Genomic DNA, 19,783 nt, shown 5'->3' with positions numbered 1-19,783 from the left:
AAAAATAAGGAATTTTTGAGATGTTTGAAGTATCTAATCGAATTTTAACGATGTTGTGCGGACTTGCTGTTTGTGCGTCTGCAGCGGTGGATCAGTGCAAACCGATTGGCTGGGCGACTCGTTCGGGCCGTACTTCGACTGAATTTAATGTAACCGGTGGCGGAAATGCAACTCCCATTACCGTAAAAACATTTGCTGATTTGCAAAAGTACGCGAAGGATTCTTCTCCGCGTGTGATTTACATAGACGGTACGCTTGGCGATGGCTGGAGCGGGCGAACGGGGGACCGCTTGAATATCACGGGTTCCAACAAGACCATCATCGGACTTAAGCCGGGGACTGTGCTTAAAGCGCCAATTCACATCAGCAAGGCTTCAAACATTATCGTTCGCAATATCGTGATTCAAGGGCCGGGCAGTAATGCTGAGCAGGCTTGGGACAACCTTACCATTGAAAATAACGGTTCCAAAAATATATGGATTGACCACTGTGAATTCTGGGATGGTCAGGATGGCAATGCCGATGTGGTAAAAGGTGCAGATAACGTAACGTTTACGTGGTGCATTTTTGGCTACAAGAAAAAGAGTTCGCACAACCTTTCGAATCTCATCGGCAGTTCTGACAATGAACCCGAAAGCGAAGGCAAGCTGAATGTGACTTACATGTTCAACTGGTGGAAGGCTGCAAACCAGCGCAAACCTCGCTGCCGCTATGGTAATGTGCATGTGGTGAACAACCTTTTAACGGGTGACGCTAACATCACGAATGGTACGGATGTACTTGGTGTTGCTGCAGGGCATATGTGCAGAGTGCGCACCGAACGCAATGTGTTCATCAACGAAAATAATCCGATTTATACAGGTGTAGCAAATGGCACGGGCGTGAATGAAGTTATAGACAACATTTTCACAAACTGCTCAGGCAATACGAAGGGAACGGGGACTTCTTTTACACCGCCGTATGAATACACGAGCTTTATGCTCAAGGCGAGCGAAGTTGAAGCTGCCGTGAAGGCGAATGCGGGCGCTACGCTCAAGAGTCCGACGGAATGTGATGCTAATTATGTGGAACCGGAACCGCCGACACCTGATAAACAGTACCAGGCTGAAAAGGGTACAATCACAGGTGGCGTTTCTGAAAATAGCAATGGCGGCTATCACGGCGATGGCTACGTGAATTTCGATAAGGGCGGCGATGTCGTTGTGAAAGTAAAAGTCGATACGGCTGGTCAATATCGTTTTGATATCGATTTCGCAAACGGTTCCAGTGAAGCTCGCTCTCTTGCGATTTCTGCAGGCCTGGATACCGCAACGACATCTTTCAAGACAACGGGTGGCTGGACCGTCTGGGAAACTGCTGAAGTTTTGGTAAGTCTTGCTGCAGATGAAAATGCTGTGAAGTTTGCAACCGTTGGCGGTAATGATGGCCCGAACATCGATCAGTTCGATGTCACGCTCGTAAAGGCTGCTGAAAAAGATACGACGGAAAAGCCGACGTCGATTCACACGAAAACAGCTGCTGTGGTTGAGCCTAGCGTTTATCACGTCGACATTTTCGATACGAAGGGCTCGCTGGTTCGCCGTATGAATGTGCTGTCCGCAAAAGTTGGTGATGTCGCCTGGATGACACGTGGGCTGCCTGCAGGGCTGTACATGATGCGAATGAGTGCTCCCGACGCAGGCGTGGATCGAAGCAAGTTTATTACCGTGAAGTAGAAATGGGGGTGCCGCGCCGAACTCCGTGCGGCATCTTTTTTTACGTCGTAGTGAGCGCTTTTTGTCATTCCCGCGAACGCGGAAATCTCCTTTTTCTTTTGAATAATCTATATTGTTAGTGACATAGCCTTGCATCGCAAGATGTAGGGCGCATAGAAATTTGAGTTATAGCTCTTATTCTCGCCTCGAAAACGACCAAAATTTCAAGTATCAGAGAGTAAGGCAGACACTCACGCACCCTGTGCGTGGGTCGTTTGTGCTTATCTGATACTGGGTTACTTGGTCGTTACCTGAGGCGGTAGGTGCATTCGATACCACGCCTTTTTTGTTGTCATAAACGTCATTTAGAGCGATTGTTGATTGTGCTTGCATAAGGGCTTACAATTGAGGTTCTTATGGATAACACGCAGCAGTTCAACAAGCTGGTCAGTTTTATGTGGAATATCGCCAACGATGTGTTGGTGGATGTTTTTGAACAGGTTGATTACAAGAAGGTCATTCTCCCGATGATGGTGCTCCGCCGCATTGATGTGCTTTTGGAGCCCACAAAAGAGGCTGTTCTCAAGCAAAAGGCCGAACTCGACAAGCAGAAGATTGTGAACTACGAGCCTGTGCTGACCGCCATCACCAAGTATCCCTTTGTGAATGTTTCAAAGTTCACGATGCGCACGCTGACGGCAGAGACAAATCCTTCCCGTCTCAAAATGAACTTCTTGGAATACATCGACGGCTATAGCAAGGATGTCCAGGATATTGTCAAGAAATTCGAACTGTTGCCGACCATCGACAAGCTTACCGAGAACAACCGCCTGGGATCCATTCTCGAGAAGTTTACCGACAAGTCCATCAACTTGGGAATCTTGTCTGTAAAAGATGCGAGCGGAAAAGAGACCTTGCCCGGTGTCGATAACCACATGATGGGAACGGTGTTCGAAGAACTGCTTCGCCGCTTCAACGAAGCCTACGCGGTGACTAGCGCCGGTCGTCACTTTACGCCGCGCGATATGGTGAAACTGCTTGCCGACTTGACTATACTCCCGATTGCGGACAAACTTGAAAATTCGACATACACCATTTACGATGGAGCCTGCGGTACGGGAGGAATCTTGTCGGTTGCCAAGGAGAAAATCCTTGACATGGCGAAAGAACGCGACAAGAAAATCAAGATTCACATTTTCGGTCAGGAACTGATGCCCGATACTTACGCCACCTGCAAGGCGGACATCATGATTTCGGGCCAAATCAAGAGCTTCAGTTATTCGTTGAACAAGCAGCAGCGCGATTATATCGCTTTTGGCTCGACCATTTCGCAAGACGGTCACATTGGCGAAACTTATGACTTCTGCATTTCGAACCCGCCGTTTGGTACGGCATGGAAAGAAGACCTCAAGAACTGGGGAATTTCGGACAAGAAGGAAATCACCGACAGCCGTTTTGTGCTTTCGGACGACATAAACTTTGTCCCCGACATTGGCGACCCGCAGATGCTCTTCTTGGCGAACAACGTGAGCCGCATGAAGGAAACGGAACTCGGCACTCGCATTGTGGAAGTACACAACGGAAGTTCGCTCTTTACGGGTGATGCGGGCTCGGGCAATAGCAACTTGCGCAAGTATATCATCGAAAACGATATGCTCGAAGCGATTGTCGCCATGCCTGAAAAGGATTTCTACAACACGGGTATCGGCACCTACATCTGGATTGTCACGAACCGCAAGGAAAAACGCCGCAAGGGCAAGGTGCAGTTGATTGATGCGACTGCCATCAAGACCCCGCTTCGCAAGAATCTGGGCGAAAAGAATTGCGAAACGAACGAGGCGGACCGTGCAAAGATTTTGAAACTCCTGATGGATTTCAAGGAAACGGAACAGAGCAAGATTTTCGACAATTCTGAATTCGGTTACTGGTCTGTGCCGCTGATGAAGCCCGTATTGGACGAAAGTGGAAAACCGGTCAAGGACAAGAAAGGCAATGTAAAATACAAGGCGAGCCGTAACGAAACGGAACAGATTCCGATGAACTATCCTGGCGGGATTGAAGGCTTCTACGAGAACGAAGTCAAACCCTACACGCCCGACGTGATTTTCGGCGAACCCACCATTGGTTACGAACTGAGCTTTACCAAGTATTTCTACAAGCCTGTGGAACTCCGTAGCCTGAAAGATATCAAGAACGACATCATGAAACTGGAACGGCAAACCGAAGGTGCCCTAGCGGAGATTCTGGAAGAATAGCCCCATTTGTCATCCTGAGCGAAGCAATCTCTTATTCGAGTGTCATTCTGAGCGGAACGAAGTGGAGTCGAAGAATCTAAAGGAATTTGTTTGTATGAGAAAGTATGCGCGATACAAGGATTCAGGAATCTCTTGGATAGGAGAGGTGCCGGAACATTGGGAAACGAAACGTGTTGGAGCGTATTTTAATGAAAACAAAGCGCTAAATAAAGATTTCATCTTCAAAAAGGCTTATCAGTTTAAATTTGGTTCCCTTGTTCTGAAGAATGAACTTGGCGATGAACGGGAATATGAAGATACCTATGTCAAATACACGGTTTTAAACGAGAATGATATTGTTTTTAATGGCCTAAATCTTAATTACGACTTCGTTTCCCAGCGTGTTGCGATATGCCCTGCTCCGGGTATTATTACATCTGCTTATATAGCTATGTCCCCAAAGAATTCCATCGATTCCATGTATTATCTATGGCTTTTCAAGACAATGGATAATAAAAAGATGCTTCATGGAATGGGTTCTGGAATTAGGCTAACTTTGTCATTTGCAGATATAAAAAATCAACTTATTCCTATCCCTCCTCTCTCAGAACAAAAGGCGATTGCGGAATACTTGGACAAAAAGACTGCACAAATCAATGAACTTGTTTCGGCAAAACAGAAACAAATCGAACTCCTGAAAGAATACAAACAGTCCGTTATCGCAAATGCCGTCACAGGCAAGTTGAATAAGGATTGCCGAATGAAAGACTCTGGCATCTCCTGGATTGGGAAAATCCCTGAAAACTGGGAAGTAAAAAGAATAAGACATGTTTTTAATGAGAGCGATGAGAAAATTACCGATAATACAGGTGAATTGTTAAGCCTTTCACAGTACACTGGAGTTTCTTTAAAGCGAGATTGTGAAAAGGTTGGGATGTTTGAGGCGGAAACAACTGAAGGTTATAAAATTGTTCACAAAAATCAGTTTGTAATGAATATTATGCTTGCGTGGAATGGTAGTTATGCTGTTTCAGAATTAGAAGGTGTGATAAGTCCTGCGTATTGCGTGTTCAATTTTATAATTGATTGTGTTCCGAAGTACTTTCACTATTTGCTGAGGCTAAAGGCTTATGCAGGGGCTTTTAAAACTCTTTCAAAAGGGATTATTGACAGTAGATTGAGATTATATCCAAGTAAGTTCTATACATTTCCTGTGATTATTCCCCCTCTTTCCGAACAAAAGGAAATTGTTGCCTATATAGAGAAGAAAGTTTCTTCTATCGATTCTCAGATTGCGTCCATCGAAAATCAGATTGCGAACTTGAACGAGTATAAGCAAAGTTTGATAAGTGATGTGGTTACAGGCAAGGTAAAAGTTTGTTAGTTCACTTCGGCAAGCTCAGTGAACTTAAAAGAAAAGAGGTTTGAAATATGCCAACGGATACTTCAGAAAAAGGTCTCGAAACTCTCATCGAAAAATACCTTCTTGAGCAGAACGGCTACTTTAGGGGGATATCATCCGATTACAGCACCGATTATGCTTTAGATTGCAATAAGATCGAAACGTTCCTTTGTGATACGCAACAGGATAAAGTTCGAAATGCTGTAGATTTTAGCAATGAACACTCACGACATTCATTCTTCGAACGACTCAAAAACGAAATTACTAAGCGTGGTGTTATTGATGTTATTCGCAAGGGGTACAATTACAATACCACGCATTTTGACATGTATTACCCACTCCCTTCTGAATTAAGCGAATCGGGACATGTCTTTTACAATAAAAATATTTTTTCTGTCACACGCCAGGTTCACTTTAGCGTCGCAAATCCGGATCTCTCTATCGACATGGTGATTTTCATTAACGGCATGCCTGTCATCACCATTGAACTCAAGAATCATTATACCGGCCAGACCGTGTTGAATGCGGTTGCACAGTATTCTAACCCGAATGAACGCAATCCCAAGGAATTGCTGTTGCAGCCCAGGCGTTGTGCGGTCCACTTTGCCGTAGATGATGACAACATCCGCATGTGTACGGAATTGAAGGGCAAGGAATCGTGGTTCCTGCCGTTTGACAAGGGTGTTGATGGAGGTGCTGGCAATCCGTTGAATCCGAATGGTCCGCGAACGGCCTACTTATGGGATTACGTGCTTACAAAGCCTACGCTCTCGTACATTATTGAAAATTTGGCACAAGTGGCTAGATTTACAGATGAAAAAGGAAGGCTTGTTAAAGAATCTGTTGTGTGGCCTCGTTACCACCAGCTTGATGCGGTTCGTTATTTGGTAAGAGAAACCAAGTCGCATGAATTAGGGCAAAAATTCCTGATTCAGCATAGTGCGGGTTCGGGTAAATCGAATACGATTACGTGGCTCGCCTTTATGCTTGCTCAGCAATTGCGTGGTACAGAGAAGCTGATGGATTCCATTATTGTTGTAACTGACCGTGTGAATCTTGACAAGCAAATTCGTAATAATATAAAAGCCTATAACCAACTTGGTAATATTGTTGGTTGGGCGGATTCTTCGGAAACGCTGCGCAATGAACTCACTGCTGGCAAGCGAATTATCATCACGATTGTTCACAAATTCCCTTTTATTCTCAAGGAAATAGGCACGACGCTTGCAAACCGTCGTTTTGCAATTATCATTGACGAAGCTCATAGTAGTCAAAACGGCTCGCTTTCGGCTAAAATGAATATGGCAATTTCCGGTGTTGATGCTGAGAGTGAGGAAGATTTCGAAGACATCTTGAACAAGACTATAGAAGGTCGTAAGATGGTAAAGAACGCGAATTACTACGCCTTTACCGCGACTCCCAAGAACAAAACTCTCGAAATGTTCGGAAAAAAGATTCCACAACCTGATGGAAAACCGAAATTCGAACCGCACCACAATTACACCATGCGCCAGGCCATTCAGGAAGGCTTTATCCTGGATGTGCTGAAAAACTATACGCCGTACCAGAGTTACTACAAGGTCGTTGAATCGGAAATCATCCGCAAGCGAAAGGAAAATCCTGAATTTGACCGCGACCAGGCGCAAAAGAAAATCCGCTGGTATGTGGAGAGTCGCCCCGAAACGGTCGAGAAAAAGGCCGCCATCATTGTAAACCACTTTATCAATAACGTCATCAACAAGAACAAGGTGGGTGGACAGGCCCGTGCCATGGTGGTGACTGCCGGAATCGAAAGGGCGATTGATTACTATTACGCCATTTCGAAGCAGTTGCAGGATATGAAGAGTCCGTACAAGGCTGTTGTTGCATTTAGCGGAAAGAAAATGTATCACGGCAAGGAAGAAACCGAGGCGAGCATCAACAAGTTCCCGTCTGCCGATATCGAAAAGAACATGAAGGTGGACCCGTATCGCATTCTTGTTGTTGCCGACAAATTCCAGACGGGTTACGATGAACCGCTGCTGCATACGATGTATGTCGATAAAGGCTTAACAGATATCAAGGCTGTGCAGACGCTTAGCCGCTTAAATCGCTGTCATCCAAAAAAGAAAGATACCTTCATTCTCGATTTCGCGAATGAGCCTGAAAATATCAAGGCGTCGTTCCAACGCTATTACAAGATGACGACGCTTGCTGGCGAAACCGATCCGAATAAACTGAACGACTTGATTTTTGAGTTGGATGAATACAATATCTACACGCAAGCCGAGATAGATTTGTATTGCCAAAAGTATTTTGGTTCTGCTCCACGCGAAGAACTGGATCCGATTATCAATGTGTGCGTGGACCGCTTTAAGAATGACTTGCAAGAAGAACAGCAAATTGCATGCAAGAGTGCCATGAAGAATTTCGTGCGCATCTACACTTTCCTTGCTGCCATTATGCCGTTCGGTAGTAAGGATTGGGAAAAACGCTGGACGTTCTACAAGTTTCTCGTGACGAAATTGCCAAAGTTAAAAGATGACGACTTTACAGAAGGCTTGTTAGATTCTATTGACTTTGACCAATTACGAATTGTGGAGCAAGAAGCGGCAAAGATTTCTCTCGAAAACGAGAATGCCGAAATCGCGCCCGTGCCGACAGGTAATGGAGCCGTTGGCAAAAAGGAACCGGAACTTGTCAAGTTGAGTGATATTCTGGAGGAATTCAATCAACGCTACGGCGGTGTGGAATGGGAATATCCCGATAAGGTCAAGAAGGATATTGATGAACTGCCCAAGGAACTTGCCGAAAATGAAAGTTTCGCCAATGCCGTTTTGCATGCCGATGAATCAACTGTGCAAATCGAAGGCAATGATGCCTTGCAGCAAATCATCGTCAAGAATATGGCTGCCCGCTCGGAACTCTTCCGCATATTCCTTAATAATCAGGAATTTCAAAATTTCCTCGTGGAACGGGTCATTTCTGCTGCAAGAACAATGGTGAGAGCGACTGTCGGATAGGGAAGGTTAAGTAGTTTGTGCAAGTTCTGCTTGCAAAAAAAAGAGCAGGCAATGCCTGCTCTTTTTGAAATTGCAAAATAGCAACCATGGGTTGCTAAATGAGATAAATGACAAAAAAGTGGAAAACCTCTTGACTATCGCCATCTAGTAATTTATATTTGTTAGTGTTCAAATGTATACTTATATGCTTTGGGCGACAAACAATTAAGCCCCGCCTTTTTATGCTTGTAGGCGGAGAGGAGCGAAAAATGAAGAATGGAGTAAACGCTGGTGGTGTCGGCATTTGGCTTGACGAAATTGTTCCCTGTCTCAAAGATACCGAGACTGGTGAAATTAAGGAAACTGTGGTGTTCAGGATTGAAAGTAGGTCTTTCCTGAGACAATTCAACGAAAAGAATGGTTGGGGAATCAATTGGATAAAAACGCCCAAAGAAGTTGAAGTTTTTGCCCTTGCGTTGAAGGAAAATAATGAAATCCAGGGGCTTGTAGGGGTGAGAAATGATGTAGACGCACGGGCTGCTTATATTCATTGGGCATGTACTGCTCCGCACAATAACAAAGGCCTTGCAAAAGTTCAAAAATACATCGGTGTTGGAGGTCATCTTTTTGCTATTGCGGCCGACCGTTCTTTTGCTTGGGGGTATGATGGATTTATTTATGGTTTTGCCCTTAACAAGGAACTGTTAAATCATTATATTGATGTTCTAGGAGCAACTTATTTGGGTGCGTTGCATCCATATCAATTTGCTGTTAAAACGGAAACGTCTCGAAAACTCCTGGAGGTCTATACCTATGAGTGGAATTAGAAAGCCCGCTGTTATTTTAGCTGATTCCATGGAAGAGTATTTGGCTCCGCCTGATCCGTATAAGAATCCGCCGAAAAGCAAGTTGAATATCTATGAATTGGGAAAGTACGCTGAGCGTGTGGGAAAGGAATTTGATGAATTGACCGCCGAAGAAATTCTGCAGTTCAAGATTCCTTAATCTTCTTTAAAAACTCGACAAGTTCGCGATTTAGCTCGCTGTTGAGCGAATCAGCCTCTTGAACAGTGTGGTGTTCGTTGCCTTCGAAATCGTGGGCGCGTTCGCCGCAGATGTCAATGCCAAGAATTTTGCGACCTGCGGTAAGTGTCGTGATGAAATTTTTGAGGGCGTCAAGCGTAAGTGAACCTTGATCCCAGTTGGTTGCAGCGTAGGTGGGTGAGAGTGCGTCCTTGTCGATGGAAATGTAGAGATTAGGCGAGAGGACGTTCACAAAATCGCTGCAGATTAGAGACGAGAGAATGCTGAGTTCACTTTCTTTGATGAATGTAACCTTCTCTAAAATATTAGCTTCCCCGGATTGCGAAAGCTCTTTGCGGACGGTTTCGACGAGTTCATCCTTGACTCCGATGATAATGACGTTTTGGACAAACTTATTGTTGTCGAGGACTTCTTTGACCCAGCCGCCACAGCTTAAAATTCCGCCAAAGCGGGGTGGTTGCATGTCAGGATGGTGGTCAAATACGATGAGCGTAAACGGTTCTTGGACTCTGTCAGTCCAGAGCTTGCTCATGTAATGATAATTGCCGTTGTCAAAAAAGTGAATACTTAGTTGTGGCGCAATGCCGCTTGTGGAATTGTCGCGATTCTCGATATTGCGGTCGCTTTCACTCTTGCTGTTGCTCTCTGCGTTATCAATCAATTCGTTGATTTCCTTGATGGCGTCGTCGTCACAGTAGCAGTCGGTTCCTACGATTTTCGTGCAGTCGAGCCAGCGAACGTCCTTGCTTGTTTCTGCGGTGGCGCGCAGTTCTTGCATAAAGGCTTGTTCGGCGTAAACGCCCGTGAAATCTTGAACTGTAATCATCATTGTCAAAAAATAGTTAAAAATCTGCTGTCTTGGGCAAAAAAGGCGTTGCTCGCTCGGAGGCTGTCATGACAGACTTTGGTAGAAATAGCATGTTTTGAATTTTTCTTGTTGTTGTTTTTCCTCGATTTTTTGATTATTTTAGTGAGGTCAAGGAGTTTTTATGCAAGAAGAATTGAAGAATATTACGGATGAAGACAAGCGCTTTATGCAGATGGCAATTCAGTTGTCCGTTGAAAATGTTGATAATGGTGGTGGTCCGTTTGGCGCTGTGATTGTCAAGGATGGCGAGGTTGTGGCTACGGGCGCAAATCGCGTTGTGCCGAATAACGACCCGACGGCTCATGCTGAGGTAACTGCAATTCGCAATGCTTGTGCAAAACTCGGAACTTTCATGCTGGACGGCTGTACTGTTTACACGAGTTGCGAACCTTGTCCGATGTGCCTGAGCGCTCTGTACTGGGCTCGAGTCAAACGCATCTGCTACGCCAATACAAAAGCCGATGCTGCCGCAATTGAATTTGACGATTCCTTTATTTATGATCAGCTTGACTTGCCGTACGAAAAACGCGCCATCAAGTGCGATCATTTTATGCGGAACGAAGCGCTAGTTGCATTTAAAAAGTGGGCGACAAAGACGGACAAGACTCGTTATTAAAGTGGTTCTGAGACTCTCAAATGGGGTCGAAAGCGTCCCCGCTTGTTCGCTTTGCTCTCTTTTATTATATTAGCGATATGGCAAGAATGTTCCCTATAGGTATGCAGTCTTTCTCGGTTATCCGGGAGAATAATGCGATTTACGTTGATAAGACCGGTTTGGTGTATAAGCTGGTCAAGGAAGGCAAAGTCTATTTTCTGGCTCGCCCTCGGCGTTTTGGAAAATCGTTGCTTATCAGTACGCTAGACTGTTACCTTAGTGGTCGCAAGGAGTTGTTTGCTGGGCTTGCCATTGACAAGCTAGAAACGGAGTGGAAAAAACATCCAGTTTTAAGGTTCGATTTCAGCAAAATGAAATATATGAACCCCGGCATGCTGGATGAACTGATTAATCTCAGTCTTGCTGAATACGAAAAAGTTTACGGGAAAGGAATTGACGAGAATTCTCCAAGTTCCAGATTGAACGGACTCATATTGAGAGCCGAGCAAAAAACGGGGCAGAAGGTTGTTTTCCTTGTTGATGAATATGATGCTCCGCTTCTGGATACTCTTGTTGACAAAGATGCTTTTGACCAAATGCGTCAAAAATTACGCGACTTTTACAGCCCGCTCAAGAGTCTTGATGATCATCTTAAGTTCATATTCATTACGGGTATTACCAAGTTCAGCCAGTTGAGTATTTTTAGCGAACTCAATAACCTGAAAATCATCAGCATGGTCGATGATTATGCGGCTCTCTGTGGCATTACCGAAGAAGAACTGCGGACGCAGATGAATCCCGAAATTGAGGTGATGGCTCAAGCTACCGGCAAAACTTTTGAACAGGTGTGCGCGGGACTTAAGCGCAAGTATGACGGTTACCATTTTTCCAAAAAGTCGCCAGACGTATACAATCCGTTCAGTTTGATAAATGCATTGCAAGATAAAGATCTTACAAATTACTGGTTCGAAACGGGAACTCCGACATACCTCATGGATTGGATTTGCAAGTTTGGCATTGATCCGGAGCTTTTGAAAAACGGAATTGCCGCTTCTGCTGATGACTTTAATGTTCCGACAGAAGGGAATGGCAGCCCAGTTCCTGTGCTATACCAGAGCGGCTACCTGACTATTAAAGGTTATGACGAATCGCAGTTTTTGCCATACACGCTGGCATACCCGAACGAGGAAGTTGCAGAAGGCTTTACCAAGGGACTTTTAAAGTATTTTTCGGGCAAGGATTCTATGGCATATAACGCCGTTGCGAACACAATCATCAACGGATTTAATTCTGGCGATGTGGCTTCTGTGATGGATGCAATCAAGGTTTACTTGAGCGACATCCCTTACGATGCCGCAAAGCGGGATGAACTTCTCTATAGTACTTTAATTTTCGGGGTTTTCCGTATTGCGACTCCGTTTCTAGTCCATTGTGAACAGAAATCTGCTGGCGGTCGTGCCGATATAGTGTTGGAAACAAAGACTGCCGTATATGTTATTGAATTCAAGTTGGACGGTTCAATTGAAGATGCTTTGGCTCAAATTGGCAGCCGTGGTTACCTTGACCCGTACAGACTACATAAAACTGAACAAGGTTTACCGAAGAAACTATACAAAGTTGCCGTAAACATCGATTCAAAAAAACGGAATATCGGCGATTGGAAAATGGTGGATGGGTAAATTACATCGTTGATCTAGACAAAAATTCCCCCGACATTTGCTATGTCGGGGGATACTTATTAGTTATTTCTTTTCGTCGGATCTGTATCGGTTCTTATAGCCGTAGCCATATCCATAACCGTATCCATAACCATAGGAACTGTCGTCTTGAACACATTGGTTCAACACAATAGCTTTTTTCTCAAGTTTGGAAGAGCTGATTAGGTCTATGGCTTCTTGTATGCTTTCCATGGTATGTTTTTTGTACTCAATGACTAGCAAACCGAAGTCGGCCAATTTTGCAATGGCTTGGGCGTCAGAAACAAGTGATGTCGGCGGAGTATCGATGATGACGACATCGTATTTTTCTCGACATTCGTGTATGAGTTCTGCAAATGCTTTGGACGAGAGCATTTCGGCTGGGTTTTGTGTATGTGTTCCGTTAGGTAAAAAGTCTGCACCTTCGCCCAAATTAATTATGACGTCCTCTAAATGGCAGACTTTTGAGATTATATCAGAAACGCCCTTCTCACGTATGTGAGAAAGCCTTGACTTGCGGAGGTCGGCATCAATGAACAGTACTCGTTTCTCTTGTTTAGCAAAAAGGTATGCCAAGTTTAATGAAATGAATGATTTTCCGGCACCGGGGGTGATGCCTGTTACTATGACTACTTTTCCACCTTCGTCCAAACAAGAAAATTCCAATGTCGTGCGGAGAGTCCTGATTCTTTCTATAGCGATATCTTCGGAATCTTCCTTTGCCAAAATGAAACGCTTGTCGTTGACGTTCGGAAGCTTGGGGTTGATTTTTGTCTTAGGAATCTTTGCATAGACGCTCACTCCAGTTTCGTGTTCTATTTGGGTGGATGACCCTACGCCTCGATTTCGTATGCGCTGCAAAAGAATGACTAGAATGCAACCGAATCCAAGTCCTCCTGCAAAGCCTGCCAGTGTGATCTTTTTGCGATTTGGCTTTGCTGGTTTGGCGTCGATATAAGCTTTATCGACAATGCGCACGTTGCCGATTTCACTTGCACGTACCACGCGAAGTTGTTGCATATTGTTCAAAACGCTTGTATAGAGTTCGTTGTTGATTTCGACGTCCTGCTGGAGCTTTAAAACGTCCTGTTGTGTGGTCGGAAGTTTCTTCGTCTTGTTCTCTTCGATACCAATCTCTTTTTTTAGGCGGGCCTGTTGTTGCAAAAGGGCCTGCATGACAGGATGGTCCTGCTTGAACAGACGGCTTTTTTCCTGGTAATCCTGCTGCGAAGCCAGCAACATTGTCCTGAGTTCCACCTGACGTTTCAAGGTTCCTTGGGCTTCCGCTCCCAAATCGACTGTCCCGACTGTGTTACGGTAGTTTGTCAAGAGTTGTTGTGCGGAATCAAGCTTTGCCTTGATGGACGGCAATTGCTGTTCCAGAAACTCGAGGGATTTCTCGGCTTCTGCACTGCGCATCTCGACGTTCTGTCGCACATAAGTTTCGGCGATGGCGTTGAGCACTGCAGCAGCTCGGTCTGGATAACGGTCCATGTACGATATTTCAATGATGTTGGTATTTTTTTCTTTTTCAATTGCGTTTATGGCTAGACTCAAATTTTTCGCTGCGTAAAGGGCTGGTATCCTCGTAAGACTGAATTTTTGCCCTGGTTTGGCGGATATGGACTCAACAGAAATGGCTACGGTATCATCAGCAAAAGGCACGCGATAGGTTTCTCCAATTTTGCCTATGACAAGGCTACCTCCAAACGGAGAACGTAAATCATAAGTACTATCAGAAAGGATTTCGGTAATCCATTCGATCTTTTCATCATCCTTGGGTTTTGGCGGCTCGAACAGTTTCAAGTCCATGCGGCCTTCGCGCTGCAAAAGACGATCGATTATCCCCAGTGGTTTTGCTGTATAATTTAAGTGCAGTTTTTCAACAACGGGTAGCATGACGCTCATGCTTTGAATCAAGAGTATTTCTGCTTTGGCAGGACTCTGCTGCTGGAAAAGATCGCCGATATCTACAATTGCTTTGGCGTTCTTCGATTTTGTGTCGAGCTGGAGCATTGTGGTGCATTCAAATAAGTTTCGGCTATAGCGGGAGTAGGTTAGCCCCGCCATTAAGCCGACAATAGTAAAACTCACGATTATGATCCAGTGATGTCGGATAATATTTAGCAGGTTGAGAATATCTTGTGCTGCATCGACTGGCTTCGAATGCTCTGAGCATTGCGAATTTTGTTTTTGATTGACTTCATTAATCATAATTATTCAGTATTTAGGATTCGTATATATGAAAGTTAAAAAAAATCAGAATTTTATACCTTTATTCTGCGGTTTTATTTAGCGTTTTGAGTTGGAGTGACATGAGCAGGTCCTATAAATGTTGTTGAGTTTGTCTATATAAGAATCTGAGTCGAAGTGCTCGTATATGTAGTTGCGAGATAATTTGCTCATCAGTTCTAATTTGTCTCTGTGGGTATGCAAGTAAGTAATCGCATCCACGATAGATTGCGTATCTTTTACTTTTATGAGCATCCCGTTCTGTCGGTCTGTTACAATAGTTGGAATACTGCCAACAGGCGTAACGACAGGGACCACTCCATAGCTCATACATTCAAGCAGCGACATTGGAAGTCCCTCGAAAAAGGTGGGCATAGCAAGTACATCAAGGCTTTGCAAAAAGGATTTCTTATCATCTCCACTAACTTTTCCCGAATACACAAACTGATTTCCAAACGTCCTACTGAACTGCGGCAGATATTGTCCTTCAACTTCTTCCGCTCCTGCGATTTTTAGACTGAACGGGATATGGAGCTCTTTCAATAAACAGCAAGCCTGCAAGAGATAGTCCATGCCTTTTGTCTTGGTTATACGGCCAAAATAGCCTAATGTAAGAGGAGTTGAAGTATCTTTGTATTTGCGATCATAAGTTCGGGAGTCTTGCAAATCCACGCAATTCGGCAGTGACACTACGTGTTTTGCATGGAATCTATTTCTAAGGATCTCAGTTTCCGTCTCACTCAGCGTAATGAAAGGCACATTCCATGAAAACACATAGTTCAACATCTGTCGGAAAGGAAATGGGATGCTTTCGGATGTAAGATAAACCCCACCATGAATGTGAACAACCATCTTGTTTCCATTCTTGAGCACCGCACGCATAAAGGGCGTATCTCGTGCGATGCCAAGTTTATCCAATGGAAAGTTATAATGTACGATAGCATCAGGGTAAGTCTTTAGAAGGCTTTTCCAGTCTTTATATTTTCGTATGATAGGATTTACCCTATAAATGCCGCCCTTTTCGATATCCTTCCGTCCTAATTCAAAATGCACATAGTTGTGATGTGGGTTGTTCGCTATGATAAATCGCGTCACAGAGGACATTCCGCTGACATTTTTCGTCGGGTCAAGAGAGGGTGAGACTATAATGACTCGCATAACTTTAAACCTTATACCTTGTCTTTGTTTCGGTAAATATTTTTTTTAATTGCTCTCTTGAAAAGCGTTCTTCTTCGGGGTATAGTTTCGATTCGTGTTCCAGAATTTGGTCAATTGTCCATTTGAACTTAATGGGCTTAGCCGGTACACCGCCGGCGACGCAGTAGGGAGGAACATCTTTGTTGACAACAGCCCCGGCACCAATAATGGCACCCCTTCCGATAGTAATGCCGCAGAGAAGAGTTACATTCCGCCCTATCCATACATCAGACTCTACAACCACGTCTTTATCGTAGCCATAGGGCTTTTCTTGCTCGGTAATTGTACGATAGAATCGACCAACTATCATGGCGTGATTTCCTGTTGTTACACGCAATCCTTCCGCGGCTCCTGAATGGGGCTTCATGATAAAACGAGCATTTGTTACCATAATATCGGCATTTCTTAACCCGTTGTCGCCATAAAGGAATACATTCTTTGGGTTATCTATTCGAAGAGGTGGCATCAATGTAACATCATCAGCTATATAACCAAACCTACTTCGCTTGCAACAGCCAAAGTAGTCTCGATAAAGAAAGTAAAAACCTCTGATAAATCTATTCTGCTTTATAAAATTACTTATTGACATAACCATATAAAAATTGATCCTCTAATTACCGATTGAAAAAATCCATGTATTTTCTCGCACAATTCTCTATCGTATAAGAACTCTTATCTTTCATCTTTAGAGAATTCTGCCTCAATTCACTCAAATGTTTATAAGAATATTCTAAAGCATCCAAGTATTCCTCTACTGTGTGTCCTTTACTTAATATCCCATTAACCTTATTATCAATGATATCCACAGCACCACAAACAGGTGTTGATACAATAGGAACACCAACGAGGCTTGCTTCTAATAAGGTTATAGGCATACCCTCAAAATCCGATGACAGACAGAACGCATCTGCATGGAGTATGTAATTACCCACATTCTTGCGCGTTCCTATGAAATGGATATTCTTCCCAGCTTTTGCCCGAATGGATTCCCCTAATTTGTTTTCAAAACCGGGACCGATAATAATCAAGTCTGCATGGTAGCCTTTTTGCACAAACTTGCCAAAAGCCTCTACCAAAAGCGTTTGGTTCTTTTGGGGATTACACCGTGCCACATGAATATAGATACGACTATCTGCTACACTTTTATATGAAGCTATTTCCTTTCTTGTCTCTTCAAATCTATCCGTTGGCACTATAGGCGCCCGACCATTGGGAATGCATACTCCTTTGATTTTTGGATAAATCTCAAGCATGTCGCGGTAGTTGGTTTCGCTTAATGCAACAAACCCCATTTTCTTTTTATAGCCAAACGTTTTAACAAGAAAACGATAGAACAATGTATCGTATCCGTTATGAATATCGTTATGAATGGTTTGATAAAACTTTGATTTCCGATTGAGCAGTAATATGGCCAGAATACAATAGTGAGGCATATTGTCACCGTGCAAGTGAACAATATCCGCCTTCTCATTTTTTATGGCCTTGTAGATCTTTATTACTTTATGTAAAGAATAACCTTTACTAATACCAACATTTTTGTATGTTACACGCTCCGCCAACTCGGAAGCATAAAACAAATCTCGTTCTGGTTCAACAGAATCATCTTTTATTGCCATTATAGTTACGTCATTGGCTTTTGAAAGCTCGTTTGTCAGGTCAACGGCAAAACGTTCTGCGCCACCAGGACGAAGGTTAAATACAACTTCAAGGATTTTCATGTTTTTATAACATTTCAGATAGTCATTTGCGATAGAATCCCAACCCATATCCTTCTTCCATTCTTCCTTGATATTCTTTCTCATCGCATTCAGTTTTTCTTTGTTTGAATATAAGTCCATGATTCCATTTGCCAAATCGTTCACATCACAGGGCTTTACAACTATACCCGTCTTGTTGTGTTGAACAGCATCAGCGAGAGCGCCCACATTGGTAACAACCATCGGTACCTCTAAAGTGAAGGCTGTCTGAATGACGCCGCTTTGCGTTGCGTCCTTGTAAGGGCAGACCCCGAATTCACAAGCCCGAAGCATGCCTGCCAAATCCCTGGTGCCTATATAGTGATTTATGATTTTTACATAGTCCAGTTTCTTGTATGGCTCAATGTCGAAATAATACTTCCCACCACCGGCTATCACCAACATTAATTCGGGATGATGGCTATGTACAATCTTCATGGCCTCCAATAGATATTCAACCCCTTTGTATTCTACAATTTGCCCAAAAAAGAGAATGAAAGGCCTGTCAATCTGGAATGGCAGTGGGTCTATATGCTGAATGCAATTATACATCCCCAGTTTGTTGATAAAGACATGATTTTTGGGAACATCATAATAGGATGCAAATGAGGAAGACTGCCTCTCATTGAGTAATACCAGTTTGGAAATATTCTTAAAAGCCAGTCTTCTATTCCTCTCTGCCATTTTATTTGTAAAACCAGAATGTCTGAAAGGATCATGAACGGTCAATACTAATTTCTTTTTTATCAGATACAATAATTTCTGTGTCAAGCAAGGCGGTTCGGTTAAATGAATAACATCTGGCTTCTGCATCGTAAAATGTATGACCAGTTTAATCATCAATAGTAGGTTGACAGGATGAAATTTCTGTTTGTACTTCTGATTAACGACATATACTTGCGAAAGATCAAGAATATGGCGGAACTCATTGAACTCCGGGTATATTTTCGTTGCAGGATAAATACCTGTATGCGGATACAACTCTTTTAAGTCAATAAGTGTTGACCGCTTGCTGAAAGACGCAACAGAGATGTAATATCTCACGTCATGGCCTCTACGTTGCAATTCCCCTATCAATGGGAAATCGCAGTCGGCATAAAAAGGGGAACTATAATATATAATCTTCATCTTTTCATCCTTTAAAATCTCCATAGAGCCATGTGAACCATTTTCTGATTCGGAAGTAAATCCCGTCAATGAGGATGGCGAAGAAATAGATCAGCGGCCTGTCCCAGTGACGTCCGTGTACTGCAAAGAAAGATGCAAATGCTTCCTTGAGACATGCCTTACTCACATGTTTCTTGTATTGATGTATCTTATAAATAAAGATGGCTCTATTTACGTTGTAGATGTCTGGTTCCATGCCGAAATACCGATATGCCCAATTCAGCAGATTTTGGTCTGCCTTTAACTTACGTTCTGCTATCTGTTGTGAATAATTGGGTGAAATATTCTGTGAACTCTGACGCCATTTTATCCTTGCATGAGGTACGGTACACATTCCTTTTTCCCCGCAAAACACAATCCATGTGGCTATGTCACTGCCCCATGCCAGATCATATTTCATAAAGCCCCCAAATCGTTCATAAACTTCTCGTGAGAAAACATTCTCCACTACAAAAGCAGAAAGTCTCATCGAGTTCTTGCCACAATAGAAACGATATGCTGAAAGCTCTGCCGGATAATCTTGCTTCCGGAATTTAAACGCTCCATGTTCATCAATTACATCTACATTGAAGTGATACAGGTTATAAACTCCCTCCGTCTTATCTATCTGTCTGAATAGTTCCTCCACGCAATTCGGCTCCATCACATCGTCATCGCTGAATAGCCATATGTAAGGCTCATCCTGACTCATGGCAATACACCGTTCCCATTGAGCAACAAGGTCTTTCCCTCCTAAATTGGTCTCAAACCGTTGATAAACAAGATTAATCTTTTCTTTGTATCGTTCAACGATATCGCTAATCGGTTCCGGACTGCAATCATCGCCAACATACAAGGTGAAGTCCTTGCATGTCTGTGCTGCAATAGAATTAAGTGCAGCCGGCAGAAAAGTAGCTTTGTAAGCAGGAATGATGATAGCGAGTCGATGTGTCATAT

Annotated in this window: 14 protein-coding genes; 8 read left to right on the top strand and 6 right to left on the bottom strand. The window is 43.6% G+C overall.

What is annotated here, in order from left to right:
* The first annotated feature begins 20 nt into the window (after positions 1-20).
* The 6 genes from B9Y77_RS04760 (at position 21) to B9Y77_RS04735 (ending at position 9,316) form a co-directional block, all read left to right on the top strand.
* Entirely contained in the window at positions 21-1,715 is a 1,695-nt protein-coding gene (locus tag B9Y77_RS04760; RefSeq protein WP_085490670.1) for a pectate lyase family protein, read from the top strand.
* Positions 1,716-2,110: 395 nt separating this feature from the next.
* Positions 2,111-3,949 (top strand): type I restriction-modification system subunit M, encoded by a 1,839-nt coding sequence (locus B9Y77_RS04755; RefSeq protein WP_085490669.1) that lies wholly within the window; start codon positions 2,111-2,113, stop codon positions 3,947-3,949.
* Between the two features lie 94 nt (positions 3,950-4,043).
* The gene (locus tag B9Y77_RS04750) at positions 4,044-5,312 is read left to right on the top strand and encodes a restriction endonuclease subunit S (protein WP_085490668.1); all 1,269 of its coding nucleotides are present in this window, start codon (positions 4,044-4,046) and stop codon (positions 5,310-5,312) included.
* 47 nt (positions 5,313-5,359) lie between these two features.
* Entirely contained in the window at positions 5,360-8,332 is a 2,973-nt protein-coding gene (locus B9Y77_RS04745) for a type I restriction endonuclease subunit R (protein WP_085490667.1), read from the top strand.
* A gap of 248 nt (positions 8,333-8,580) precedes the next feature.
* Complete coding sequence (locus tag B9Y77_RS04740; RefSeq protein ID WP_085491448.1) at positions 8,581-9,138, top strand: hypothetical protein; 558 nt, start codon at positions 8,581-8,583, stop codon at positions 9,136-9,138.
* Positions 9,125-9,316: a hypothetical protein gene (locus B9Y77_RS04735; RefSeq protein WP_085490666.1), complete on the top strand. Its 192-nt coding sequence runs from the start codon at positions 9,125-9,127 to the stop codon at positions 9,314-9,316. The genes B9Y77_RS04740 and B9Y77_RS04735 overlap by 14 nt, the downstream gene beginning before the upstream one ends.
* Here B9Y77_RS04735 and B9Y77_RS04730 read toward each other — a convergent pair.
* A complete protein-coding gene (locus tag B9Y77_RS04730) occupies positions 9,303-10,184 on the bottom strand; it encodes an arginase family protein (RefSeq protein WP_085490665.1) in 882 nt (293 codons plus the stop codon). The genes B9Y77_RS04735 and B9Y77_RS04730 overlap by 14 nt on opposite strands.
* A gap of 160 nt (positions 10,185-10,344) precedes the next feature.
* Between B9Y77_RS04730 and B9Y77_RS04725 the strand changes: the two genes are divergently transcribed.
* Together B9Y77_RS04725 and B9Y77_RS04720 are read left to right on the top strand one after the other, a co-directional pair.
* Positions 10,345-10,839 carry a nucleoside deaminase gene (locus B9Y77_RS04725; protein ID WP_085490664.1) on the top strand — a complete coding sequence of 165 codons (495 nt, stop codon included), beginning with the start codon at positions 10,345-10,347 and terminating at the stop codon, positions 10,837-10,839.
* A gap of 77 nt (positions 10,840-10,916) precedes the next feature.
* The gene (locus B9Y77_RS04720; protein WP_085491447.1) at positions 10,917-12,497 is read left to right on the top strand and encodes an ATP-binding protein; all 1,581 of its coding nucleotides are present in this window, start codon (positions 10,917-10,919) and stop codon (positions 12,495-12,497) included.
* A gap of 63 nt (positions 12,498-12,560) precedes the next feature.
* Here the strand turns inward: B9Y77_RS04720 and B9Y77_RS04715 are convergent, their stop codons facing one another.
* From B9Y77_RS04715 to B9Y77_RS04695, 5 genes are all read right to left on the bottom strand, one after another.
* Entirely contained in the window at positions 12,561-14,729 is a 2,169-nt protein-coding gene (locus tag B9Y77_RS04715) for a polysaccharide biosynthesis tyrosine autokinase (protein WP_085490663.1), read from the bottom strand.
* Between the two features lie 78 nt (positions 14,730-14,807).
* Entirely contained in the window at positions 14,808-15,851 is a 1,044-nt protein-coding gene (locus B9Y77_RS04710; protein WP_217807220.1) for a glycosyltransferase family 4 protein, read from the bottom strand.
* A 58-nt stretch (positions 15,852-15,909) separates the two neighbouring features.
* A complete protein-coding gene (locus B9Y77_RS16290) occupies positions 15,910-16,533 on the bottom strand; it encodes an LbetaH domain-containing protein (protein ID WP_303393598.1) in 624 nt (207 codons plus the stop codon).
* 25 nt (positions 16,534-16,558) lie between these two features.
* Complete coding sequence (locus B9Y77_RS04700; protein ID WP_085490660.1) at positions 16,559-18,832, bottom strand: glycosyltransferase; 2,274 nt, start codon at positions 18,830-18,832, stop codon at positions 16,559-16,561.
* On the bottom strand, positions 18,813-19,781 hold the full coding sequence (locus B9Y77_RS04695) for a glycosyltransferase family 2 protein (RefSeq protein WP_085490659.1): 969 nt from the start codon (positions 19,779-19,781) through the stop codon (positions 18,813-18,815). Before B9Y77_RS04695 ends, B9Y77_RS04700 begins: the two co-directional genes overlap by 20 nt.
* Positions 19,782-19,783: the final 2 nt, after the last annotated feature.

Origin of the sequence: Fibrobacter sp. UWB13 (assembly GCF_900177805.1) — a bacterium.
Classification (GTDB): domain Bacteria; phylum Fibrobacterota; class Fibrobacteria; order Fibrobacterales; family Fibrobacteraceae; genus Fibrobacter.
Note: the sequence above shows the minus strand (reverse complement) of the source record. Positions and strands in the feature narration are given on the sequence as shown.